19 protein-coding genes and 4 tRNA genes are annotated in these 22,877 nt (G+C 67.8%); 11 read left to right on the forward strand and 12 right to left on the reverse strand.

What is annotated here, in order from left to right; translation table 11 throughout:
• Positions 1–58: 58 nt before the first annotated feature.
• Together ACFULV_RS18930 and ACFULV_RS18935 are read right to left on the reverse strand one after the other, a co-directional pair.
• The gene (locus tag ACFULV_RS18930; RefSeq protein WP_378658293.1) at positions 59–1,612 is read right to left on the reverse strand and encodes an alpha/beta hydrolase; all 1,554 of its coding nucleotides are present in this window, start codon (positions 1,610–1,612) and stop codon (positions 59–61) included.
• Between the two features lie 32 nt (positions 1,613–1,644).
• Positions 1,645–2,406, reverse strand: coding sequence for a pyrimidine reductase family protein (locus ACFULV_RS18935; protein ID WP_378658295.1), 762 nt, complete (start codon positions 2,404–2,406; stop codon positions 1,645–1,647).
• Positions 2,407–2,441: 35 nt separating this feature from the next.
• Here ACFULV_RS18935 and zapE point away from each other — a divergent pair, with 35 nt between their 5' ends.
• Positions 2,442–3,461, forward strand: a complete 1,020-nt coding sequence (zapE, locus tag ACFULV_RS18940; protein WP_378626738.1) for a cell division protein ZapE — start codon at positions 2,442–2,444, stop codon at positions 3,459–3,461.
• Positions 3,462–3,474: 13 nt separating this feature from the next.
• On the opposite strand, the gene ACFULV_RS18945 is transcribed toward zapE, so the two are convergent.
• Entirely contained in the window at positions 3,475–4,014 is a 540-nt protein-coding gene (locus ACFULV_RS18945) for a GNAT family N-acetyltransferase (protein WP_378626740.1), read from the reverse strand.
• Positions 4,015–4,166: 152 nt separating this feature from the next.
• Between ACFULV_RS18945 and ACFULV_RS18950 the strand changes: the two genes are divergently transcribed.
• On the forward strand, positions 4,167–5,675 hold the full coding sequence (locus ACFULV_RS18950) for a flavin-containing monooxygenase (RefSeq protein ID WP_378658298.1): 1,509 nt from the start codon (positions 4,167–4,169) through the stop codon (positions 5,673–5,675).
• Between the two features lie 63 nt (positions 5,676–5,738).
• Entirely contained in the window at positions 5,739–6,683 is a 945-nt protein-coding gene (locus ACFULV_RS18955) for a LysR family transcriptional regulator (protein ID WP_378658301.1), read from the forward strand.
• 95 nt (positions 6,684–6,778) lie between these two features.
• Here the strand turns inward: ACFULV_RS18955 and ACFULV_RS18960 are convergent, their stop codons facing one another.
• A complete protein-coding gene (locus tag ACFULV_RS18960; protein WP_378658304.1) occupies positions 6,779–8,812 on the reverse strand; it encodes a hypothetical protein in 2,034 nt (677 codons plus the stop codon).
• 374 nt (positions 8,813–9,186) lie between these two features.
• Between ACFULV_RS18960 and ACFULV_RS18965 the strand changes: the two genes are divergently transcribed.
• Positions 9,187–10,140: a hypothetical protein gene (locus ACFULV_RS18965; RefSeq protein ID WP_378658307.1), complete on the forward strand. Its 954-nt coding sequence runs from the start codon at positions 9,187–9,189 to the stop codon at positions 10,138–10,140.
• Here the strand turns inward: ACFULV_RS18965 and ACFULV_RS18970 are convergent.
• The 5 genes from ACFULV_RS18970 to ACFULV_RS18990 all read right to left on the reverse strand — a co-directional run bounded on the left by ACFULV_RS18970 (position 10,106) and on the right by ACFULV_RS18990 (position 12,862).
• Entirely contained in the window at positions 10,106–11,299 is a 1,194-nt protein-coding gene (locus tag ACFULV_RS18970) for a hypothetical protein (RefSeq protein ID WP_378658310.1), read from the reverse strand. The two genes, ACFULV_RS18965 and ACFULV_RS18970, sit on opposite strands and share 35 nt — an antisense overlap.
• A gap of 52 nt (positions 11,300–11,351) precedes the next feature.
• Positions 11,352–12,425 carry a phospho-N-acetylmuramoyl-pentapeptide-transferase gene (mraY, locus tag ACFULV_RS18975; RefSeq protein ID WP_378658313.1) on the reverse strand — a complete coding sequence of 358 codons (1,074 nt, stop codon included), beginning with the start codon at positions 12,423–12,425 and terminating at the stop codon, positions 11,352–11,354.
• 178 nt (positions 12,426–12,603) lie between these two features.
• A tRNA-Val gene (locus tag ACFULV_RS18980) sits at positions 12,604–12,678 on the reverse strand.
• Between the two features lies 1 nt (position 12,679).
• Positions 12,680–12,750 (reverse strand) — tRNA-Cys (locus ACFULV_RS18985).
• Between the two features lie 40 nt (positions 12,751–12,790).
• A tRNA-Gly gene (locus ACFULV_RS18990) sits at positions 12,791–12,862 on the reverse strand.
• A gap of 408 nt (positions 12,863–13,270) precedes the next feature.
• Here ACFULV_RS18990 and ACFULV_RS18995 point away from each other — a divergent pair.
• The 6 genes from ACFULV_RS18995 (at position 13,271) to ACFULV_RS19020 (ending at position 17,899) form a co-directional block, all read left to right on the forward strand.
• A tRNA-Val gene (locus ACFULV_RS18995) sits at positions 13,271–13,342 on the forward strand.
• A 589-nt stretch (positions 13,343–13,931) separates the two neighbouring features.
• On the forward strand, positions 13,932–14,285 hold the full coding sequence (locus ACFULV_RS19000; RefSeq protein ID WP_378658316.1) for a MerR family transcriptional regulator: 354 nt from the start codon (positions 13,932–13,934) through the stop codon (positions 14,283–14,285).
• 261 nt (positions 14,286–14,546) lie between these two features.
• Positions 14,547–15,725 (forward strand): ThiF family adenylyltransferase, encoded by a 1,179-nt coding sequence (locus ACFULV_RS19005; RefSeq protein ID WP_378658319.1) that lies wholly within the window; start codon positions 14,547–14,549, stop codon positions 15,723–15,725.
• Entirely contained in the window at positions 15,722–16,354 is a 633-nt protein-coding gene (locus tag ACFULV_RS19010; protein WP_378626793.1) for a GNAT family N-acetyltransferase, read from the forward strand. The genes ACFULV_RS19005 and ACFULV_RS19010 overlap by 4 nt, the downstream gene beginning before the upstream one ends.
• 158 nt (positions 16,355–16,512) lie before the next feature.
• Positions 16,513–17,487 (forward strand): helix-turn-helix domain-containing protein, encoded by a 975-nt coding sequence (locus ACFULV_RS19015; RefSeq protein WP_378658321.1) that lies wholly within the window; start codon positions 16,513–16,515, stop codon positions 17,485–17,487.
• 199 nt (positions 17,488–17,686) lie between these two features.
• Positions 17,687–17,899 carry a multiprotein-bridging factor 1 family protein gene (locus tag ACFULV_RS19020; RefSeq protein WP_378626795.1) on the forward strand — a complete coding sequence of 71 codons (213 nt, stop codon included), beginning with the start codon at positions 17,687–17,689 and terminating at the stop codon, positions 17,897–17,899.
• A gap of 68 nt (positions 17,900–17,967) precedes the next feature.
• Here ACFULV_RS19020 and ACFULV_RS19025 read toward each other — a convergent pair whose 3' ends face one another.
• Together ACFULV_RS19025 and ACFULV_RS19030 are read right to left on the reverse strand one after the other, a co-directional pair.
• Complete coding sequence (locus tag ACFULV_RS19025; protein WP_378658324.1) at positions 17,968–19,341, reverse strand: cutinase family protein; 1,374 nt, start codon at positions 19,339–19,341, stop codon at positions 17,968–17,970.
• 206 nt (positions 19,342–19,547) lie between these two features.
• Positions 19,548–19,991 carry an acetyltransferase gene (locus tag ACFULV_RS19030; RefSeq protein ID WP_378658326.1) on the reverse strand — a complete coding sequence of 148 codons (444 nt, stop codon included), beginning with the start codon at positions 19,989–19,991 and terminating at the stop codon, positions 19,548–19,550.
• 848 nt (positions 19,992–20,839) lie between these two features.
• On the opposite strand from ACFULV_RS19030, the gene ACFULV_RS19035 reads away from it, so the two are divergent.
• A complete protein-coding gene (locus tag ACFULV_RS19035) occupies positions 20,840–22,363 on the forward strand; it encodes a flavin-containing monooxygenase (RefSeq protein ID WP_378658328.1) in 1,524 nt (507 codons plus the stop codon).
• A 132-nt stretch (positions 22,364–22,495) separates the two neighbouring features.
• Here ACFULV_RS19035 and ACFULV_RS19040 read toward each other — a convergent pair whose 3' ends face one another.
• The gene (locus tag ACFULV_RS19040) at positions 22,496–22,780 is read right to left on the reverse strand and encodes a GlsB/YeaQ/YmgE family stress response membrane protein (protein WP_378626799.1); all 285 of its coding nucleotides are present in this window, start codon (positions 22,778–22,780) and stop codon (positions 22,496–22,498) included.
• Between the last annotated feature and the right edge of the window lie 97 nt (positions 22,781–22,877).

The raw sequence follows: 22,877 nt of genomic DNA on the forward strand, positions 1-22,877 counted from the left end.
GCGATGGTGTCGCCGGACCCGTATGACGCGCCGGAACCGGGTGGTTGCCCCGACCGGATCAGGCCGGGCAGGCACCGCCGTCGGCGGGCAGTTTCCCCTCGGCGAGGTAGTCGTTGACGGCCTTCTGCGCGCACCCGGAGTGGGTGACGACCGGATGGCCCCAGCCCTGCCAGGTCATCGTGGCATGCCGAGCGCCCGCCGAGCCGAGCGCACCGGTCACCGAGGCGGCGGCCCCGCCGACGATCGGATCGGCGGCACCGGCGAACACCAGTACCGGCAAGTCGAGTTTCGTGGGCAGCGGCGCCGCGGTGGAGACCGGCCAGGCCGAGCAGACCATCAGCCCGATGGCGGCATTGCGCCCGAATACCGGATATTTGCTCGCCCACGTCTCGCTGAGTTCACGGGCCTTGTCCGCGGTCGGGGGCTGCTGGCTGTCGGTGCACCGGTTGACGAATTCGCCGTCGGAGGTGATCGCGGCGGCTTCACGCACGACCATCGCCGACAGCGGTCCGCGATCGCCACGGTCGGCGGCGGCGAGGATGTCGGCCATGGCGGTGACCCGATTCGCCTGGTCGCCGCGGGGGCTGGACAGGAAACCGGTGAGCGCGGTCGACAGGTCAGCGGCCGAGATATCGCCGAGCCCGCCGCTGTTCGCCTTGTTCATCAGCGCCACGACCGCCGCCCGCGGATCGGCGCCGAGTGCGCAATTGGCGGCCTTGCAGCGCTGCGCGAACGCGGTGAGGGCAGCTTCGGCGCCGGTGACGCGTGCCTCGGCCATGGTGGTGGCATCCGCGCCGACGGGTTCGGGGGCGTCGAGCACGAGGCGGGCCAGGTGGTCGCCGTAGCGGCGGGCGTAGCTCAGGGCCACCTTGGCGCCGTTGCCCGCGCCGAGCACGTTGATCTTCTCGACCTGCCATTGCTTGCGCAGCTGTTCGATGTCGTCGGCGGCGTGCGGCGCGTCGAAGGTGCCCTCGTAGGGCTGCAGGAAATCGCGGCAGGCGATGGTGGCGTCCTGGCTGAAGCCCGCGACGGCGCCGACCTGATCGGCGTTGCCCACCCCGGTCTGGCCGAGGTCGGTCATCACCGCGCGCAGCTGCGCCGGAATGCAGTCGATGGGCTGGGAGGCGCCGATGCCACGTCGATCCACCGCGACGATCGGCTGCGCCGCCAGCAACGCGCTGTTGGGTCCGATCGCCAGACCGGCCAGCGTCGAGGCCGACGAACGGTCCGAACCGGAGGTGAGCACCAGCGGGGCCGCGTCGGTGGGCGTCTGCGGCAGGCGGGCACGCAGGGCGCCGGCACGGAACGTGCCGAGCACGGTGCCCGCGGTATCGATCGGGGTCGAGAACTCGGCGCAGTCGAGGACCAGGCCCGCCGGCGCGGGGCCGAAGTCGAGCGAGCTCAGCGTGGCCGCGGTGCAATCACGCCAGGCCAGATCGGTTTTGGGCACCTCGGCCTTGGCCAGGTCCTGCGGTGCGGGCGCTTCGGTCTGGACGCCGCCTGCCCCAGGGCGCTCGACGGCGACGACGGGCCGATCCGACGGTCCGGCCCCACAGCCCGCGAGCATGATCGACAGTGTCGCGGCCGTTGCCGCGGCCCGAGTCCAACGCATGCGCTACACACTGCCAGGTTCGGCGCCAGGTTTCATCGACGGGCCCACCGGGCCAGGACGGTGCCGTCCTCGGCGAGCACCAGCTGCTTACGCGCCATCGGCAGGTCGAAAGTGCTCGCCGACAGCGAGATTCGCCCGCCCGCGCCCCCGACCAGCATCGGGGCGGTGGTCAGGCAGAGCTCGTCGACCAGGCCCGCCTCGGCCAGCTGCCCGAAAAGATGCGGTCCGCCTTCACACAGCACCCGGTGCAGACCGCGCTCGGCCAGCACCCGGACCAGCGCGGCGGGCATGATCGCGGCCTCGCCGGCGACGACCACCTGCGCGCCCGCGTCCTCGAGCGCGCTGACCTGCTTCTGGTCCGCGTGGCTGGTGGTGATGATCAGGGGCGCCACCTCGGCGTCGGTGAAGAACTTCGACCCCGGATCGAGCTTGGCGGTCGCGGTGACCACCGCGATCGGTGGCGGGGTGCCGTCGGGGTGACCACCGATCCCGTGCCGATGGTGCGCGATGCGCCGTTGCGGGTCGGGGTGCGCGCCGCCGTAGTTCTCCGCGCGCAGGGTGCCCGCGCCGATCACGATCACGTCGGCCAGTTCACGCAGGACCGTGAACACTGTCTTGTCCGCCTCGGTGCCCAAGCCTCCGGAAACACCGTCGATGGTGAACGCGCCGTCGATGCTGCTGACGAAGTTCGCCCGCACCCACGGACCGTCCAGATGCCGTGGGTAGGCATAGCGCCTGGCCAGTGCGTCGGCGTCGAGGTCTGCGAGCTGGGTCACATTGTGGATACGCTGCATAGGGATCGATGCAACCACGTCCGTACGATTTGTCCATGCAAGAACGCCTTGTCGATCGCCATCCGGAGGTCCCGGCCGACCAACTCGTCGCGCAGATGGTGCCTCCGCCCATGTTCGACGAGGTCAGCTTCGCCTCCTACATCCCCGACCCCAACGAACCGAGCCAAGCGGCCGCGGTCGCCAAGGCCGAGCAATTCGCAGGTCAGGTGGCGAAGATCCACAAGGCCGCCTCGAAGAAGAGCCTCTTCGGCAAGAAGAAGGCCGTCTCGGGCGCGGGCCTGTATCTCGACGGCGGCTTCGGTGTCGGCAAGACCCACCTGCTCGCCTCGATCTTCCACAGCTCCCCGGCGCCCAAGTCGTTCGGCACCTTCGGTGAGGTCACCAACCTGGTCGGCGCACTGGGCTTCAACAACGCCGTCGAGCGGCTCTCGGCCAACAGCGTGCTGTGCATCGACGAGTTCGAACTCGACGATCCGGGCGACACGATGCTGGTCTCGCGGCTGCTCACCGAGCTGTCGGCCCGCGGTGTCTCCATCGTGGCGACGTCGAACACGCTGCCCGGCCAGCTGGGCGAAGGGCGTTTCGCGGCTTCGGACTTCCTGCGCGAGATCAAGAAGCTCGGCTCGATCTTCGACCCGGTCCGCGTCGACGGGCCCGACTACCGGCACCGCGACCTGCCGCCCGCCCCGGAACCCACCTCGAACGACCTGCTCGTCGAGCGTGCGGCGACCACTCCGGGCTCCACCCTCGACGAATTCGACGTGCTGCTGAAGCATCTGAGCACGCTGCACCCGTCCAAGTTCGGCGCGCTGATCCAGGGCGTGGCCTCGGTGTTCATCTCCGACGTGCACACCGTGACAGATCAGGCCGTCGCGCTGCGCGTGGTCGTGCTGGCCGACCGCCTCTACGACGCGAGCATCCCGGTGACGGTTTCGGGCGTCAAGCTCGACGAGATCTTCTCGAAGGAGATGCTCGACGGCGGCTACCGCAAGAAGTACCTGCGCGCGATCTCGCGTCTGCTCGCGCTCTCGCGCTTCGAGGCCGCGGCCGCCTGACCCCCGCGGCGGGTCAGAGCGCGCGTTCGAAGACGAAATCGGAGTGCAGCTGGTTGCCGACCGTGAACGTCTTGGTGCCCACCTGCCGAAAGCCGTGCTTGGCGTAGAACTTCTGCGCGCGCTCGTTGGCCTGGTTGACTCCTAGCCACACCGTCTCGCCGCCCGAGTCGCGCGCGGTGTCGACCACGGCGTCCATCAATGCCGCGGCGACGCCGCTGCCGTGGTGTCCGGGCAGGACATACATCTTGCTCAGTTCCACCACCTCGCCCGCGCTCACCTGCGCGGCGACGTCGGGGTCGCTCGGCCTGCCCGCGATGAGCATGGCGTAGCCGACGATCTCGTCGCCTTCGACGGCCTTGAGCACGGTCCTGGCCGGGTCGGACAGGTATTCGCCGAAGCGTTCGCCCGACAGCATCTGGTCGAGGAAGATCTCGATATCGCTCGCGGTGGCCTCGGGCGGGCAGGCGAGCGGAAATGTCGCGGCGGCCACATCGCTGAGCGCCTCGGCGTCCCAGAGTCCGGCTCGGTCGACGATGACGGAACTGTTGGTCATCCTTCCAGTACAGCACGGGTCACCCCGGCCGCGGCGCGACTGTGGATCGCGACAGCGCGGCGGCACAACGGCTGGGTCGGGCACTGTCGCACAGACTGTGGGCTGTCCAGCGCGGTGGCACCTCACCTACTGGTCCGAGTAGTCTCCTGCGCATGACGAGCGGTAGCCGCATCGGGATCGTCGGTGCGGGAGTGGCGGGTTTGGCCTGCGCGAAGGTATTGAGTCAGGCGGGGTTCCCGGTCGAAGTCTTCGACCGGGCCCCCGACGTCGGCGGTGTGTGGAGTGCCACCCGCCGGTATCCAGGACTTCGCGCGCAGAACAGCAAATCCACGTACGCGTTCAGCGATCACCCGATGCCCGAGGATTTCCCCCGCTGGCCGGACGGCCAGCAGATGCAGGCCTACCTGGCCGGATACGTGCAGGAGTTCGGCCTCGGCCCGCACCTGCGTCTCGGCACCGAGGTGGTGGCGGCCGACCCGGTCGACAGCGGCTGGCTGCTCGAGATCCGCGACCACATGGGTGTGCACCGCACCACCTGCGATCACCTGATCGTCGCCAACGGCGTCTACAGCGACCCGGTGATGCCGGCCCTGGCCGGTGTCGCGGCGTTCCGTGCCGCGGGTGGGCGACTGTGCCATGTCTCGGAATTCCACGATGTCGAACAGGCGCGTGATCGTTCGGTGGTCGTGCTGGGCTACGGCAAATCCGCGTGCGATGTGGCCGAGGCGGTCAGCCACATCGCCGACGAGACCACCGTGGTGGCGCGCAGACTCACCTGGAAGATGCCGCGCAAGCTCGGTTTCGGCGCCGACTACGAGCGTCTGCTGCTGACCCGCGCGGGGGAGGCGCACTTCCCGTCCCGTTTCCCGCACCGCGTCGAACGGCTGCTCGACCGTCTCGCGCTGCGCCAGTCGAACATGGACCTGCTGCAGGAGCGGGTGACGCGCAAGCTGCGGCTGCGTGAGCTCGATCTGGTACCGACGAGCCCGATCTCCGAGATCGGCACCAGCAGCGCGAGCCTGGCCACCGAGGGCTTCGCCGAGCAGGTCGAGGCGGGCCGGATCAGCGTGCACCGCGACACCGAGATCACCGAACTGATCGGCGGACCGCACGGACCCGCGGTGCGTCTGGCCGACGGCAGCCTGAAACTGGCCGAGATCGTCCTCTGCGCCACCGGATACCGGCAGGAGGTGCCGTTCCTCACCCCGTTCGTGCGGCGCGCCCTCACCGACGACGTGAGCGATTTCCGGCTCTACCGCCACATCCTGCCGGTGGAGATCCCCAATCTGAGCTTCGCCGGTTACAACAGCTCGAATGTGAGCGCCCTCAGCGCCGAGGTGGGCGCGCACTGGATCGCCGGGCTGCTCACGGGCCGGTTCGTGCCGCCGATGGCCGAGCTGATGAACAACGAGATCGATGCGCGCCTGGAGTGGTCGCGTGAACGCAGCGAGGGCAACCACGCGCACGGTGCCTCGGTGGTCCCGTTCTCGCTGGCCAATATCGACGAGATGCTCGACGATCTCGGCACGCCGCTGCCGTTGATGTCGAGGCTGGCGCAGTGGGTGCGACCCGTGCGGCCGTCGTCCTACCGCGGGGTGCTGCGCAATCGCGCGGTGGCGGCCCCGGTGGCGCCCGTACCGGCGCCCGTAGCGGAGCGGTAGCCGACACGCCGGATCGCCGTCGGCAACGCCGATGGCGATCGGTGCGTTGGTGATAATCCTCGCGTGGACGCGCTGGATCTGAACCTGCTGCTCGCTCTCGACGCGCTGCTCGACACCAACAGCGTGACCGAGGCGGCCAGGCGACTACACACCTCGACCTCGGCGATGAGTCGCACCCTCACCCGGCTGCGCGCGGTGCTCGGCGATCCGCTGCTCGTTCGCTCGGGCAGACAGATGGTGCCCACGCCGCGGGCCCTCGAATTGCGCCACGATGTGGCGAGCCTGGTCGATCAGGGCCGGTTGTTGCTCACCGCCCGCGACGGGAACGGGCCGGGCAGGCATCGTGATTTCGTTGTCCGCGTGGGTGATTCGGTCGGCGCGAGCCTGTCCGGTCCGCTACTGGCGGCGGTCCACGCAGAGTTGCCAGGGGTGACCGTGCGGCTGCTCGCCGCCGACGCCGCCGACGGTGCGGTGGCGCTACGCGACGGCCGGGTCGACGTCGAAGTCGGCATGATCGGGCAGACCGACCCGGAAACGGTGGTCAAGCGCCTGTTCACCGACCGCTGGATCGGCGTCGCCGCGCCCGACCACCCGTTCGCTGTCGACCGCCCCACCGTCGCCGCCTACGCCTCGGCCCGCCATCTGGAGGTTTCGCCCACCGGTCGCACGCGCGGCCCGATCGACGACCGCCTCGCCCTGCACGGCCGCACCCGCCGCGTGGTCGCCACCGTCGCCGACCTGCCCACCGCGCTGCTCACCCTCGCGTCGACCGAATTGATCTGCCCGGCACCGGAACTCCTGTCCCGCGCCGCACGCACCGCGCTCGGTTTGGCGATGTTCGAGATCCCGCTGCCGCTGCCCGCCCCCGTGGTCGCGATGGCGTGGCATCCACGCAACACCGCCGACGCCGGTCACCGCGCTCTACGTGACCTCATCGGCACCGTCCTGCACGAACCTCCGAAGCCGGAGGCCGATCCGGGTCTGGTCCCGCTGGCGAAGCCTGCCTGACGGGCGACCTGTCAGCCTCTCACGCATGACCGGTGTGAGGTGGACGCACGGACTGATGTGCACAGCGTTCGCGGTCGCGACGTTTCTCGCTGCGCCTAACCCACGTCCGGGGTCGGTGGGCCGAACACGTCGCGGCGGCCCGGCGGGAGACCGGCCGATCGTTTCAGCTCGTCGAGCATGGCCTGCAGCTTGTCGACATGGGCGCGTTCGATGTCGAAGGCACGGTAGGTGCCGGTGACGGTGATGCCGGCCGAGTCGGTGGCGGTGGGCGGAACCGGGTCGGAGGCAGCGCGTGCGAGGGGATCGGGATTGCTCGCCGATCCATCGTGTCCGGTCGGCAGGCCGAGAGTCGGTGGATCGAAGTCCGCGGACGGGTGGTCGTGGTCGGTGAGCGTGGCGTGGTTGTTGCGTGGTGCCTGGTCGGGCAGGGCGCCGGTGTTCGCCGGTCGATCGGTGCTCGGGAACGCGGTGCTGTCGCCGACACCGTTGACGTGCGATGAACCGGGGGTGCGCGCCGGTTCCGCCGGCGTCTGGGTCGGCTGCGTGGTGAGTTCTGCCGGGGGAGTGAGGCGTGGGGGCGGCCCGGAGGCGGCCGGCGGCTCGGGTGATTCACCGGTGGTCATGCGGTCACGCGGGGTGAAATCGTCGAAGAGGGATTCGGCGCGGCGCGCGGAGTCGGTGGTGAAGCCGTTGCGTGCGTGCCCGTTTCGGTTCGGGGCCGGCGACGTGGGCGCCGGATCATCGGTGAAAGACCAGTGGATGCCGTTGGTGGTATTGCCTACGGGCTGCGCATCCATCGATGTGTCCGGGCGGATTTCACCTGCCAGTGGGGAGTGGGACTCGAACCCGTTGACCGGCTTGCCATTCGGGGGCGTCGCGGATCGCTCACCGGTGAATCCCGACGGCGAGTGGTCGTCGGCGGCATGGACGGGTTCCGTCGGCGCGGGCCGTGCGACACCATTCCCGTTGGGGGACAGCTCCTCCGGCGACGGAACGCGCAGTCGGCCGTCTCCTGTCGCCGAGCTCTCCGTCGGCTTCTTCACCGGGCGAGCCCGCTCGATCACAGCATCGGGGCTGATTTCCGCCGTCAGCGGATCTCCGGGCGCCGGGCGCGCCGACTGGGCTTCGGCCGGTGAGCTCGGAACATGCTTCCTCGCACCGGAACCGAGCCCGAAGCCGTTGGGGCCGCTCTCGCGCACGACAGCGCTCACCTCCGCGCTCCCCGGCAGTGGTCCATCGGTAGCGGATGAGTCCGTGCTGTTGTCGTTGACACCTGACGTGGCCGGGCGATCCTCGGAGAGCACCGTCGCGGTGGGCTTCGTGGCTGTCGACGCACTCGTTCCCGGCGCGGGGTCGACAACAGGTGCCGTCAGCACGGTGCCGATCACCGCGGGCACCGGTGTGCCGTTTCGTGTGGACGCGATGTCACCGGCCACACCCTTCGCGGTGCCGTTGGTCCCGTTCGTCGACGTCGGATTGCCGGCCGAGACCCGCTCGCCGGTACTACTGAGCCGCACGGGCGCGGGTCGACGGCTCGGCGGTTCGCTACCGGCGGCATTGCCGCCGACCGCGACTGCCGAATCGGTGTCGAACGACGCCGGTTGCCCCAGGGGCGCGGCCGCTGCCTCCGCCGTGCGCGGGATCGGTGTCGCGGCCAGCGCGGTGGGATCGCCGAGGTGATCGGTGGTCGGCCGGACAGGGGAGTTGCGGCGTTCGAGCGGGGGCCGGGACCTGTCGATATCGCGGTCCCGGTGCAGCGGTAAGGACTCGGGGGCCGCTTGGTGGTCGTCGAGCCCGTCGGCCGCGCGTTCGGCGGCCTCCGCGGCTTCGCGAATTTCGCGGCGGCTGGGCGTGCTCCGCGCCGGACGGCCGGAATCGGGCTCACCGTCGTTGTCGAGGGCGTCGAGCCGGGAACTCAGGCGTGAAATGTCCTGTGACGCACGAAATGCCCAGGATTCCAGCCGCCTGATCCGGGTGTGGTCGGGCAGATCCTCGTCGACCGGGAAGGTGGGCACATCGAGCTGGACCCGCGCGGCGACGATATCGAGCTTGTCGCTGACTTCGCGCAGCGCCGTGGCGATACTCGCCAGCATCGACCCGATGGACTCGTCGTGCTCAGCGTGGTTCATGCACACCCTACTTCCCGTGGTCGCCCGAGCGTGCCCGCCTCGGCCGCAGCGATCATATCCACCGGAGCAACAGCACGCGTTGTCGTGACCGCTTACGCGACGCGCCGAACTGATTCGCAATCAGGATGAAACGGACATGCAACAGGCCGGGTCTGTGTATCGAAATGATCAAGAATTAGGCGTCTTCGTGCGACGTTGGCACAATGAAATGGCTTGATATACAAGCAGAGTCGCGTTTGTGATCTCAATCACCGGGCGATGACGCACCCGAACGCGGGTCAAGGGGGCTGGCGCCTTTTCCATGGCTGCGGGAACCTGATGTCCAGGACGTGCGCGTGAGCCTACGACGGGTCCCTTGGTGAGGGAGTGATGGTGTGAGGACGAAGCGGCTGAGCGAGACCCAGGTGGCGTGTGGACGTCGAGCGCTGCTCGACGAACTGGGGATTTCCGAGGGCAGCCGCCGCGCCGTGACCGAACGCACCGGATATGGCTGTGGTTGCCCCGAATGTGCGGCGACCCAATGGAATACGCAGCGTCTCGAGCACTGGATCTGCGGCAGGCTCACGGCGGCGGGCGCCGACGAGGCCGAGGTCGACGCACAGATCGGCGACATCCCCGTCGATATCTACTGGCGCCGCGGCGACCGGCGCTGTGTGGTCGAGGTGCGCAGTGGCCCCCTCGACATCACTGCGGCCCGCGCGCACCGGAAACGCCTGCAGGCGGCCGGAATCGACGATGTGCTGTGGGTGTGCCCGCAGGGTTTCTGGGTGCCGCTGGTCCCCGCGGTCGGCATCGCCGATTTCGCGCCCGCGGCCGCCGATTACCGCATCGACCAGGGCATGCTCGCCGCGGGCAAGACCGGTTTCGCCGCCCCGGCCGGCGGCAGTACCGAGTTGCGTGATTTTCTCCAGGACTGGGTGTCCGGCGAAATGCACTGGGGGCACGCGGATCTCACGACAGGAGGGTGGTCCGACGTGGGCACCTGGGAACGGCACACCGCGGCGCAGGCCGCGATGATCGAGCACCAGCGCACCGAGTTGCGCGATCAGCGGGTGGAGCTGGCGGTTTCGCGCCAGGCCGTGCGCGACAAGCAGCGACTGGTGGGCCGTCTGCACAACCGGATCGAGCGGGCCGGGGTGAACGCCGACGCCGAAGCCATCACCATAGCCGGACTGCGCAGCGAGCTCCTCGCCCAGCAGCGCGTCGCGGCGGGCCTGCGCGCGAGCATCGGGCGGATGGATCGCACCCTGAATCAGTGGCAGTGGCTCACCTGCTGCGCGATGCTGCTCGTCCTCACCGTGATGGTCGGCGCGATGGTGATGCGCTGAGCCGCATCGGCAACCGGTCCCACTGCCAGTCGTAGCGGAGTACGAGACCAGCGAGGTCGAGCAGGTCGAGGCCGGTTTCCGTGCTGACCGTGGCCAGCGCCTGTCGATCGTAGGGACCCTGTTCCAGGTCGGTGGCCAGGCGTTGCTCGATCGAGGCGTCGACCGGGCGGGCTTCGAGCTGGGATGTACCGATCGTGCTCCCGGTCCAGATGAGCCAGCCCCAGCCGTGCTCGCGTGCGTAGGCGCGGCCGAGTTCGCTCTGGATCCGGTTGCGGTGGAAAGCTGTGCGGCCCAGCGGCACCACGTCGATGAGCACCGCGCGGCCGTCGGTGAGCTGTGCGGCCACGGCCGGATAGTGCACCTGGTCTTCGTCGGCGAAGCGGTAGGTCAGTGCGGTCGGTTCTTCCTGGAACGCCGCCACCGCCGGGTCGGCGTCGAGGGTTCGCAGTAGCCGGGCCGCCATGGCCGAGTCGTAGGCGACGTCGCGGCCCGCCTTCGCCAGGTAGAACCGGCCGCGGCCGTCGTCGTCACCATCGGCCACGCGCGCCGACTCCGTGGGCAGTGGGGCGGGCGACCCGGTCGCCCACTCGACCTCGGCCAGCAGCGCCCGCAGATCGTCGGCGCCGTCCGCCGGCACCTGGAGCTTGGCCAAGATGCTGGCAGTCTTCTTCTGCCAGCCCAGGATTCGCTGCATCACATAGCCGGCCACCCGCTTGGCGTCGCCCGGTTCGTGTCCGGCCAGCCGGAGCTTGAGGTAGGACCATTCCATGGCGACCAGGTCGGTATCGGTCGCGTAGGTCTCGGCCAGCAGCATGCGCACCAGACGCAGATCGCCCGCCTCGACCGGATAGCGGTGCGCGAATACCTGCGCAGACCGGTGTCCGGCGCGGGCGGCATCGCGCACGATCCGCCCGACCGCTTTGGCGTACAGCTGGCGGACCCTGTCGCGGGCCAGGTCGTAGCGGGCGCCGATCCGGGTGAGGGTCTCCGGGCGCTGCCCCCCGATCCCGAGGCGCAACGCGACGATCCGCGCGTCGCGGGCGGCGCGTTCGGCATGGTCGGTGAGCAGTTCGCCGACCAGATCGTCGAGCTCCTCGAGCTCGAACGAGACGTCGGCGGCGATATCGTGACCCGGTGGCCTGACGATCTCGGCACTCACAGCGGCGACCTCCCTCGCTCGATCGAGTCAGCGTAGCCGCAGGCCCCGACAACTAGAGCGAGGTCAGGTACTCGCTGTAGAACAGGCACAGCCCCGTTGCCGACGCGATCCCTGCCAGCACCCAGAACCGGATGATCACCGCGGTCTCGGGCCAATTGTTGAGCTCGAAGTGATGATGGAACGGCGCCATCCGGAACAGCCGGGTATGCGTCGTGCGGAACACCACGATCTGCAACACCACCGACATGATCTCGGCGACGAACAGCGCCCCGATCACCACGGCCAGCAGTTCGGTGCGGCTGGTGATCGACAACCCGGCCAGCAGCCCGCCGAGGCCGAGCGACCCGGTATCGCCCATGAAGATCTTGGCCGGCGCCGCGTTCCACCACAGGAAACCGATGCACGCCGCCGCGCCCGCCGCGCTGACCATCGCCAGGTCGAGCGGATCGCGCACCGTGTAGCAGGCGCGTCCGGGACTGATCTCGCACGAGTTGTCGTACTGCCACAGCGTGATCACCACGTACGCGCCGAGCGTGAGGCTCATCGACCCGGCCGCGAGTCCGTCGAGACCGTCGGTGATGTTCACCGCGTTCGACCACGCGACCACCAGCAACACGATGAATGCCACGAAGAACAGCGACGCGAAGGTGATGGTGTTGATGTCGCGGACATAGGACAGGTTGCGACCGGCGGGCGTGAGCCCCGTGGCGCCGGGGAACCGCAGCACGAGCACAGCGAACACCACCGCGGCACCGATCTGCCCGATATATTTGCCCGCCGCGGTCAATCCGAGGTTGCGGTGCTTGCGCAGCTTGATGGAGTCGTCGAGGAAACCCACCACACCCAGCGCCGACGCCAGCAGTAGTACCAGCACCCCCGACGCGCTCGGCCCCGGTGCGTCCCACAGCAACCCGATCAGATGCGACCCGAGATACCCGGCCCACACCCCTGCCCCGATCGCCAGCCCGCCCATCGTGGGCGTTCCGCGTTTGGCCTGATGGCTGGCAGGCCCGTCGATCCGGATCTCCTGCCCGAACCCTCGTCGTGCGAAGACCCGGATCAGCCCCGGCGTGAGCGTGATGGTGACGACAAGAGCGATCCCCGCCGATAACAGGATCTGCCTCACTCGATGCCCCTCCATGCCGCCGGTCCCGCACCGGACCCGCCCGGCGATGCCGTGTGCCGATACTAGGGGAGCTCACCGGGAAACCGTGCCGAGAGTGATCTGGGTTACAGGCTCGGCTCGCTCGACCGGCAACGCAAACAAGTCAGGCCCCCTCGAAAGGGGGCCTGACTCGGTACGGTGGTGCGCGATACTGGGATTGAACCAGTGACCTCTTCCGTGTCAGGGAAGCGCTCTCCCGCTGAGCTAATCGCGCGAGGTGGAGACGGGAATCGAACCCGTGTGCACGGCTTTGCAGGCCGTTGCCTCACCACTCGGCCACTCCACCGTACAAAGGAGGATGGGGCTAGTGCCTTACCTACCTCTCGAGCGGATGACGAGATTCGAACTCGCGACCCTCACCTTGGCAAGGTGATGCGCTACCACTGCGCCACATCCGCATTTACTTCACACTTAGGGGAGCGGCTCGGCCTGGCGGCTTTGCTGCTCTCTGCGGTGCGAGGAGAACATTAGCCGACGTTCGACGCAGACTACAAATCGCCTGGTAAACCGCCCTAAATATGAATTACACGCATGTCGCCCACGTCGAGCCGGTCCTCCCCGCCGCCCAGTGACCCCAAATCTCCACATTGTGAAACATAGATATGCGCATCTAGCCACAATATCGCCCGAGGGGCGAATGTGGGGACCATCGATCGCCCGCCCGCGCGCACACGCGCGCGAGCGCCGGCCCGGCGAAGCTCCTTCGCCGAAACCCCGCTTCACAAGGCGATTTGGTGTCATCCCGGCCCCCCGTGCTAATGTTCCATCTCGTTCGAGCGGCTCAAAACCCGCCCGACACAGTGTTCGGTCCCATAGCTCAGCGGGAGAGCGTCCGCCTCACACGCGGAAGGTCGCTGGTTCGAAACCAGCTGGGACCACACATAATGGCTGGTCAGACATGTTTTCATGTCGGCCGGCCATTTTTTTTGTGCCACGTGCAGAAGGGCTGCCTAGCTCACTGGCTTCTGTGGCTTCCTCTTCTTGGATCGTGAGTCCTCGGCCGTTGGCGGCGGCTCACCTCGGCTCGCGACGCTACCTTCACCGTTCGGCAACGGATCTCATCGGTGGAAAAAATCTGTCGTGTCGGGTGTAGACATTCTCGGATTCGAGGGTATATAGTCGCTCTCGTTCCTGTTAAGAAATCAGATGGCCGGGCAGGTGACCTGCCCGGGATGGCAAGTTCGGCCGTCCCCTCAGGCGGAGAAGAGAATCCGGTGCAGTCGGCTGGACCGCCGAGGGGACGAAGAAGCAAGGTAAGTGAAGTACCGCAGGTAGAACCGACGATTCAGGAGGTGGTGGCCACTGATCAGCCATTTAGATGTCCCGCATCCCGGGAGTTGTCGGATGCGGTGTCCGAGATCGGCCCCTGCGGCCGGTGAAGGCAAGTGAAATCAATCCCTCAGTCGTAAATCACGGCCCCGGCGCCCAGCGCGCCGGGGCCTTCCGGCGTTGAATCCGAGAGGCCTCGTGCAGCACCCGAACACCCATCCCGCCGACGGCGTCAGCGCCGCGGACAAGCTCGATGACGACACCTATCCCGCCTACAGCATGGGGCGCGCCGCGGAGATCCTCGGCGTCACCCAGGCGTTCTTGCGTGGCCTCGACGCCGCGCGACTACTGACCCCGCAGCGCTCGGCGGGCGGGCATCGCCGCTACTCGCGCTACCAGCTGCGCATCGCCGCGCGCGTGCGTGAACTCGTCGATGCGGGCAACGCACTCGAGTCGTCGTGCCGGATCGTGATCCTCGAAGATCAGCTCGCCGAGGCTCAGCGCATCAACGCCGACCTTCAGCGCGAACTCGACACCCGAGCCGACGGCTGACTCCGGGTTTCCGGGCACCGGTGGCCCTGGAATCGATGCTTGCGGGATTATTGCGAGACTGAGTATGAGTGACGGTACGGGTCGCCTGTCACACCGAATCCCGTGGTTGTAGGCCCAGTTTGGCCGAGGTTTGCCAGCGCCATGCCGGTGGACCGAAGTTCGGTTAGCTGGAAGTGTGCTGTGTGTATCCTTTGCGCGTCCTGGTCGACAGAGACGAGCGGGTGGCCGTTCGCCTCATGAGGGTCGGAGGTTTGTGCACACATGGTTTGGCATCGCTCGGTTCCGCGTCCGGCGGTACTCACGCCCGGCGCTGCAACATCGCATTTCTGTCCCGAGCTGCTCGATCCATCGAGCCCGGAAGGGCTGCGTGACCTCGAAGCGCTGGCAGCATCGGGTTCTGTCAGTGCCGTGTACGACACGATCGAAGATCAGCTCGACGAACTGATCCGCTGCGAGGACCCTGCGGTCGCACAGTCGACCGGCTCGCTGGTGGCGTCCCGTCGCCGGATCTGTGACGGGACTCCGTTGTGGCAGTGGGGGACGTGGGTGTTCTATCCGTGGAACGGCCGGTTGGTACATGTGCTGCCGCGCGAGGTTTTCCAGCGGGTGCGGACAGATCGGAATCGCAACAAGATCGACCGAGTGCAGCAGCGAGTCCTGCGCGACCGGCGGATCGGTGTGATCGGGCTGTCGGTGGGCAACAGTGCGGCTGTGACGCTGGCGATGGAAGGGGTCGGCGGATCGTTCCGATTGGCCGACTTCGACACCGTCGGGCTGTCGAATCTGAACCGGCTGCGGGCCGGGGTATTCGATCTCGGGGTCTCCAAGGCTGTGCTGGCGGCGCGTCAGATGTTCGAGATCGACCCCTATCTCGATATCGAGGTGTTCACGGACGGGTTGACCGAGGAATCGATCGGGCCGTTCTTCGACGGAGCGGAGGGCACCCGTCCGCTGGATCTGCTGGTGGAGGAATGCGACACGGTATGGGCGAAAGTCGCTGCCCGTGAGTACGCGCGGCGCCGGGAGATCCCGGTACTGATGGACGCCAACGATCGCGGCTTGCTGGATGTGGAGCGTTTCGATCGCGAACCCCATCGCCCGCTGTTCCACGGTCGCACCGGTGGGTCGACCGCGTCCGATGTCGCGGGGATGGACCGGGGTGAGCTGCTGGCGTTTCTGCTGACAGTGGTCGATGAGCCGCGGCTGAGCCCGGCGATGCGCGACGCGGTCGGTGAGATCGGCCGAAGCCTGTGCAGCTGGCCGCAGCTCGCCTCCGGGGTGATGCTCGGCGGCGCCCTGGTGGCGGACACGGCTCGCCGGATCCTGCTCGGCGAGCCGATCCCGTCGGGGCGAACCTATATCGACCTCGACGAGCTCATCCCCGCGGTGGGCCCACAGATCGCTCCGGCGTTCGTGCGGGCGATGGAGGAAGTCCGTTGACGATCGACCTGCGCAATGTGGAACTGGTCGGCCCGCGGCTGCGGTTGCGTGATCTCCGTGCCGGTGATCTGGGCGTGTATCAGCGGATCTTCACCGACCCGCACCTGACCCGATACATGGGCACCGACAGCATGGGCGTCCGGGCGGCCGCGACGTCGTTCGAGGCCGCCCTGTGCTCCCGCGGCGAGACACCGCGGCGCAAGTACACATTGGCGATCACGGCACCGGGTGAGGACACCATGGTCGGCACCATCGGCCTGCTGGTGGAGGATTTCGGCAGCAACGCGATGATCGGCGGTCTGGTCGTGGTTCCGGAAGGGGCGCTGCGCGCCGGTGGGATCGAGGCGGGGCGGCTGATGGCGGCATTCGCCTTCGGGCCGCTCGGGATTCACCGGGTATGGGCGGGGCACCGCCACGATCATCCGGTGATGGACACGGTGATGTCGGGAGTGGGCTTGACGCCGGAGGCGCGGCTGCGCCAGCTGTACCGAACCCAGGGTCGGTGGCGCGACGTGTGCATCTATGCGGCTCTGCGGCCGGAATGGGCTGCGACGGCGACGCCTGCCGAACGTCGAATCCTGGCGTTACGGCCCACCACGGCAAGGGAACACGCCACCGTGGGTCGGTGAAGTCGGTGCGGCAACCCTGCCGAATCGGGCTCCGGGCGCGCCACGGCGCGATAGCATCGCCGACTACAGGCCCCCGAATCGCCACCACCCGAATACGCGCAGCGGTCGGCGATGGGAGGGACTCCGCCGCCGACGAGAATCCGAAGTAGAGATCACAAATGGCAGTGCTGATCGACTCCGACTACTTCACGCCGGCGGACCGGCGGGAGGCGGTCACCGCAATCCTGCAGGAAGCCGATATCGGGGCCACCCTGCAGATGTGGGATTCGCCTGCCGAAGTGGTCAGCCGTCACCAGGCCTGGATGCTGGGCCCGATCGCGCTCACTCGCTCCGAGGTATCCGGTCACCAGGTCTGCCGAACCAGTCGGCACGAGCGAACCACGCCCAGCGACACCCTGACGGTGACCGTGCAGAACGGGCAGGTTCGCAGGCACGAACAGTTCGGTGCGCAAACGCTGATCGAGCCCGGCGCCTGCGAAGTGATCGACCTGGCCACGACGTTCGCCTCCGGCTGGCACGGTCTCGGCGGAACGCTGTGCCTGCAGCTGTCCAGGGAGCGCCTCGGCATTTCCGCGGAGACGGTCGTCGCGGCGCACGGGCGGCTGGCGGCGTCACCGCTGTACCCGATGGTCACGGCGCAGATTCAGCATCTCGTCGGGATCGCCGACCAGCTCGAAGCGGATCCGGCCGCTGCCTCCGTGGGTGAGTCGTGCCTGGAAATGGTTCGGGCGCTACTGATCTCGGCGGCCGGCCGCGGGCCGGGTGACGGCGCCGCCATCCCGGAGCAGCTGCTGATCGAGCAGATCCTCGGGTATGTGCGGACCCACCTGTCCGATTCGGACTTGAAGATCCCCGATATCGCCGCAGGCAACAACATCTCCGTGCGGCACCTGTACAAAGTCTGCGCGCAGTCGGGTATCAGCCTCGAGCAGTGGATCATCGAACAACGCCTGGTCCGGGCCCGCGACATGCTGATCGACAGAGGCTACGCGCACCGGTCCATCGCGTCCGTGGCCGGTGCCGTGGGTTTCCGCGACGCCGCCCACTTCGCCCGGCGATTCCGCGAGGCATTCGGGATGACGCCCCGTGACTGGCGCCGCAGTGCCACCGATGTGGGCACCCCACCGAAGTAGCGGGGGTCCCGGGCCCGAATGCACGCACGTTTGTGCGTGCACAGTCAGTCGTCGTGCAGTCACAGCCTCCTTCGCGGGCCGATTCGCCGATACCTTTCGAATGTGGCTGCGCGAGACCGCATCAGGAGGACGAGGGTTCGCCGACGGGCACCCGCGCCGATGCGGTCCGTGCTGAGGGCATCGAGAGAAAGGGGAGACCATGTCCACGATCGGCAAAGCGATTCGGGCGGCAAGGATGGCCTCCGGGTTCACCCAGGCGGAGTTGGCCGACTGGATCGGAATCGCGGACGGAAACCAGATCAGCCGGTGGGAGCGCGATGTGGTGACACCCAGTGCCGACAGTGTCGGCGAGTTGTCGAGAGTTCTGGGGGTGCGTCTCGACAACTCGGTCGGAGATGCCGTGACGTGCTGATCTGATCTGAATGCTGGTGTGTCAGCTCGATGCAGGTCGAGCTGACACACCAGCGAATGTTGTCCCGGCTACGAAACGACCTGGGAGCTCAGGTAGTTCAGGAGGATCAGGACGTCGTCGCCGTAGTCGACGTGAGCCTCGGAGGCGTAGAAGTTGGCCATGTCCACGCCTTGGCGGGCCAGCTGGACGAGCTCGTCGATGGTGGCGGGGTCGGCGATGTCGAGCAGGGTTCGGGCGGTTGTGCGGAGGTCTGCCCGGATGCCGGCGGCGATGGGGCCGAGCACGGAACCGGTGAGGTCGGCGCCGGTGGCGGCCAGGTTTGCCAGGTCGGTGGCGGCGGCGAGGGGGTCGTTGCGATCGAGGGATTCGACCGCACGCCAAAGGATTTCCTGAATTCGGCCCACCCCGTCGGCGATGCTCAGAAAATCGATGGGCACGAGGGCGTCGGCGATGAGGCTGACGGCTGCGGTCCAACCCGAGGGGTCGACGGCGGCGGCCGCGCGGATGACCTGGGCGACCAGGGCTCGATCTACACCCGCGGCGGCCTGGACCAACGGGGACAGTGCAACATTCAGGGCATTCGCGGCCAGGTGCGCACCGCGAATGTCACCCGCCGCGATGAACTCCGAGAGGTGGGTGAGGTCGTCGAGAATGGTGGGCAGGTTCGCCGCGGTGGCGGTCCAGCCGGCGCCCATGGTCACAGCCTGAGCGATCAGGCTGCTGGGATCGACCGTGGCGGGGATAACATTCGCGATCGGTTCGGGATCACCACTCAGGACCCGGCCCAACGCGGCGAGGAACGGGGAGGCGGTGGCATCGAGAGAGCAGTACAGGTCGCCGTCGGTACACAGGGTGCGAACCCGGTCGGTCAACGCACCGAAATCCCGGCTCCGCGTTCCGGCTATGCCGAGGCCGGGCTGCGGATTACCGAGGGAGAGCGTGGTATTCGGATCGCGATGCGGATCGGCCAGTAGTCCGACACCGACCCCTCGATCGGCATCGAGGGGACCGTCGCCATTGCCGATCTCGGTGGCGAGATCGCCGATGCCGTCCGCGCCCTGGCTGTAGCCGGCGAGGACGACCCGCGTCGAGCTACACAGGCCGCGCATCATCTGGTGCAGGCGGGATTCCAGCGTCCCCAGGGACTCCGCGTAGCTCAGGCCCAGGTCGAAAGCGCTTGCGGCATAGGGGACGTAGAGCACGGTGATGTCACGACCGAATTGCCGTTGCAGGCCATCGCCGACGGGCTGGAGCATCCCGACGGGCACCCTGGGATCGGCGCCCGGCGTGGTCTCCCAGGTCCCCGGCGCGAAGATTGCCGTGTACGGGGTGCAGGGCCGCGCGCTGGGCGTGTCCGCCCGCGCGACGCCTGTCGCCGCGGTCCCGGCCGCGACGACGGCGGCAACCAGTATCGCCGCGGTGGATCTCGACAACCTGTCCATCGTCCAATTCCTCTGTTGCCGAAGGGAATTCGTGACGTACGACAGGTGCCGAGTTGCGCCGAACCGTCCGTCGGGGCCAATTCTCGCCACTCGCCGCCGGTTTCGCCGAGGTTTTCAGACACAGTTTCATTTCAGATTGTATGCCGGGGTCGCACGGTGTCGTGATCGAGCCCGGCTCGCGGCTTTCGCGCTTCGCGGCTTCGGCATCATGCCCGGTCGTGGCGAGCGGGCTGCCATGCGGTGACGGCCCAGATGACCACCACGCTGATCGCGATGATCACGATGGACCATGCGGGATAGTAGGGCAGGGACAAGAAGTTCGCGATGATCACCAGTGCCGCGATGCCCACCGCCGCGTATCGCGCCCACGCGGTGCCCGATATCAGACCGATCGAGCAGACGATGGCGATCACACCGAGGACGACATGGACCCAGCCCCAGGTGGTCGCGTCGAATTCGTAGACGTAGCTGAAGCCGGCGACATAGAACTCGTCCTCGGCGATCGCGGAGATGCCCTCGAGGATGGAGGCCGCCGCGGCGATGAACAGCATGATCGCCGCCAGTACGGAGATTCCCTCGGCGGCGGCTTGCCGTGCGAAGGGCTCTTCTTCGGGAACGGGACGATTTGCGGAACGATTGCGATCGGTCATGACAAGCCCCTTGCTGCGGCGAAATTCCGCCATCGCAGATCTTCGAGACTCCTGCAGGTCGCAATGACAGGCAATCGCGTACTTCGGTAGGGACGGCGGATTGCGCGGCACGCCGCTGCGCAGCGCCGACTGAAGGGTGGTGCTCGCGATCGGAGTTCGATCGCCCACGATCCGTCTAGCTCGACACGCAGCGATTTTACCGGAGACTCTCCTGTCGATGCGGCGATGTTTCAGGTTCGCAATCCGCGCTCGCGGCCTTCCCTGAACCCTCGTTGAACGACGTGGTGGCCACTCGTGGCGCGGTGGGCCGTCGGATCGTCGGCCCGAAGCGCGACGACACCCCGGCTCGACCGAGACCGCCTGCCGAACGGTCAGATTGCCGGATGATTGCCGTTGCTGGTGGGGCGGGGACAAGTCGCGTGCGCGCCGGTCGGAGAGAACTCCCGAGCCCGGAAGCAAGCGAATCATGTGCGGCCGTTTCCCGAGCATTGGAGGAGTTCACGGTATGACATGTCCCAATTCGATTGTTCGGGTGGTGATTCCGCGGACAACAGCGTCGTCTTCGGCGCACCCGGGACTCGGACGTGGACCGCCGCGGTGGTGAAGGCAGAAGGGTCGTTGTCGACCGCTCTGCTCGCGAATTCACCCGGGGTCGCGTCGCCGCATTCAGCGCGCATCTTCCTCGGATACCGGATCGGGTGCCTCCCCGCGAGCACGGGGAGACACCCGAAAACAGCTCTGCACGGCGGTCGCCACCGCCCACAGAGCAGATGCAGACACTTGGAGAACTCTGCGATGACCACACTAGATGTACTCGTCATTCTCGCGCGCCCCTATGGCGCCCGCCGATGACCGGGCCCACGATCACCCACGAAGTAGTTGTCGTCGGGGCGGGCTTCGGTGGGCTCACCATGGCCGCGCAGCTGCGGCAGGCCGGGGTGCGTGACTTCCTGATCCTCGAAGAAGGACCCGAGGTCGGCGGGGTGTGGCGGGAGAACACCTATCCGGGCTGTTCCTGCGATGTGCCCGCGCACCTGTACTGCTTCGCCTTCGACCCGTATCGAGACGTTCGCGTGCGCTACCCGGATCAGCAGGCGATCTTGACCTACATGCGGGAGGTCACCGACCGCAACGGTTTGCGTGCGCATCTGCGCTGCGATACCGCCGTGACGGCCGCCGACTACAGCGACACCGACCGCACCTGGACCCTGACCACGACCACCGGGGAGCGGATCCGCACCGACGCGGTCGTGTGGGCGCTCGGCCAACTGCATCGACCCGCGATTCCTCGGTTGCGGGGAGCACGCACCTTCGGTGGCCGTGCGTTCCACTCCGCACGGTGGGATCACACCGCGGATCTGAGCGGGCAGATCGCCGTCGTCGGCACCGGTTCCTCGGCGGCGCAGATGATTCCCGAGCTGGCCCGCGTCGCGGCCGGTGTCACCGTGTATCAGCGTTCCCCGTCCTGGGTGCTGCCCAAGCCCGCCGCGTCGTTCGGTCCGCTGTCGCGGTGGGCGCTGACGCATGTGCCCGGTCTGCACGACCTGTATCGGGCCGGGATCTACTACGCCGCTGATCTGGTTCTCGCGCCGATCATGCGTGCGGGGTGGTCGGCGGGACCGGCCGAACTCGTTGCGCGGGCCCACCTTCGGTGGCAGGTGCGCGATCGTGAACTGCGCGCGAAGCTCACACCGAACTACCGGATCGGGGAGAAACGGATCCTGCTCGACAACGAATACTATCCGGCGCTGGCCCAGCCACACGTCGAACTGGTCACCGACCGCATCGACCGGCTCGGACCGGACGGGATCCGCACTGTCGACGGCACCGAACGCCGCGCCGATGTCATCGTGTGGGCCACCGGATTCCGTGCGCCGGAGTTCCTCGCCGGGGTGCGAATCCGTGGCCGTGGCGGAGTGGACCTGCACGACCAGTGGCGGCGCCGAGGACGACCGACCGCCTTCTACGGACTCGCGGTGCCCGGCTTTCCGAATCTCTACATGATCGCCGGGCCGCACTCGTTCACTCCGTCGAACAGCAACCCCTCGGTCAAGCAACACCAGGCCCGCTACATCACGCGCTGTCTGGCCCTCAGCGCGGACCGGGGTGCACCGGTGGAGGTGACCGAGCGGGCAATGGCGCGCTACCTCGACCGTCTGGATCAAGCTCTCGCCCGGACGATCTGGTGTGATGGTGCGGCGACGGCATGGTGGAAGCGCGCGGACGGCACGATCACCAATGCCTGGCCAGGAACCGTCAGCGAGTTCGAGCACGAGATCGTCGGCAGCGATCCAGCCGAGTCGTTCGCGAAGGTAGCCGCGACCACCGGAGCACGCGACGCCGATCGAAAGGTCGCGGAGCAGATCACCTGACCGCGCTGCGGCGGGACCTCGGCACTGTTGGGCCGGGGCCCGCCGAGGAGCGGCACCGTTCGCCGCGCAGGGGCGCTCGACCTCGCCGCCGGCCACGACGGCGGGCGGCGGACGAGCGCCGACGCGTTCGGCTCAGGCCACCGGCGGGTGTTTGCGGGCGCCCATCGACTCGGCCGCGAACAGCAGCACCACCGCCGCGATGACCGCGAGGACGAAGCCCCAGAAGTTGAGCTCGGTGATGGAGCCGACGCCGATGAGGCTGGCGATCACGCCCGCGATCAGCGCCGCCGCCATGCCGAGCACCAGGGTCATGCCCATGCTCATGTTCTCTTTACCCGGCTTGAGCACTCTGGCGAGCACGCCGACCACGGCGCCGATGATCAAGAATCCACAGATCTGAACAATCGCGTTCCACATCGCTCGAACCTCCACGTTGTGCCGATGGCCGGGGAGTGCCGGTTATCATCGATCATTTCTCCCCTTCGCCCGCAGAACCAGGGTCGTGTCCTCGGCG

Source organism: Nocardia sp. NPDC057272 (assembly GCF_042668615.1).
Lineage (GTDB): Bacteria > Actinomycetota > Actinomycetes > Mycobacteriales > Mycobacteriaceae > Nocardia.

What these genes read in the sequence shown, in the direction of transcription:
- ACFULV_RS19040 (WP_378626799.1), bottom strand. Translation starts at nt 22,780, where the DNA reads ATGTGGAACGCGATTGTTCAGATCTGTGGATTCTTGATCATCGGCGCC.
- ACFULV_RS18950 (WP_378658298.1), top strand. Translation starts at nt 4,167, where the DNA reads ATGACGAGCGGTAGCCGCATCGGGATCGTCGGTGCGGGAGTGGCGGGT.
- zapE (WP_378626738.1), top strand. Translation starts at nt 2,442, where the DNA reads ATGCAAGAACGCCTTGTCGATCGCCATCCGGAGGTCCCGGCCGACCAA.
- ACFULV_RS19025 (WP_378658324.1), bottom strand. Translation starts at nt 19,341, where the DNA reads ATGGACAGGTTGTCGAGATCCACCGCGGCGATACTGGTTGCCGCCGTC.
- ACFULV_RS18945 (WP_378626740.1), bottom strand. Translation starts at nt 4,014, where the DNA reads ATGACCAACAGTTCCGTCATCGTCGACCGAGCCGGACTCTGGGACGCC.
- ACFULV_RS18930 (WP_378658293.1), bottom strand. Translation starts at nt 1,612, where the DNA reads ATGCGTTGGACTCGGGCCGCGGCAACGGCCGCGACACTGTCGATCATG.
- ACFULV_RS18935 (WP_378658295.1), bottom strand. Translation starts at nt 2,406, where the DNA reads ATGCAGCGTATCCACAATGTGACCCAGCTCGCAGACCTCGACGCCGAC.
- ACFULV_RS19005 (WP_378658319.1), top strand. Translation starts at nt 14,547, where the DNA reads ATGGTTTGGCATCGCTCGGTTCCGCGTCCGGCGGTACTCACGCCCGGC.
- ACFULV_RS18960 (WP_378658304.1), bottom strand. Translation starts at nt 8,812, where the DNA reads ATGAACCACGCTGAGCACGACGAGTCCATCGGGTCGATGCTGGCGAGT.
- ACFULV_RS19035 (WP_378658328.1), top strand. Translation starts at nt 20,840, where the DNA reads ATGACCGGGCCCACGATCACCCACGAAGTAGTTGTCGTCGGGGCGGGC.
- ACFULV_RS19015 (WP_378658321.1), top strand. Translation starts at nt 16,513, where the DNA reads ATGGCAGTGCTGATCGACTCCGACTACTTCACGCCGGCGGACCGGCGG.
- ACFULV_RS19030 (WP_378658326.1), bottom strand. Translation starts at nt 19,991, where the DNA reads ATGACCGATCGCAATCGTTCCGCAAATCGTCCCGTTCCCGAAGAAGAG.
- ACFULV_RS19020 (WP_378626795.1), top strand. Translation starts at nt 17,687, where the DNA reads ATGTCCACGATCGGCAAAGCGATTCGGGCGGCAAGGATGGCCTCCGGG.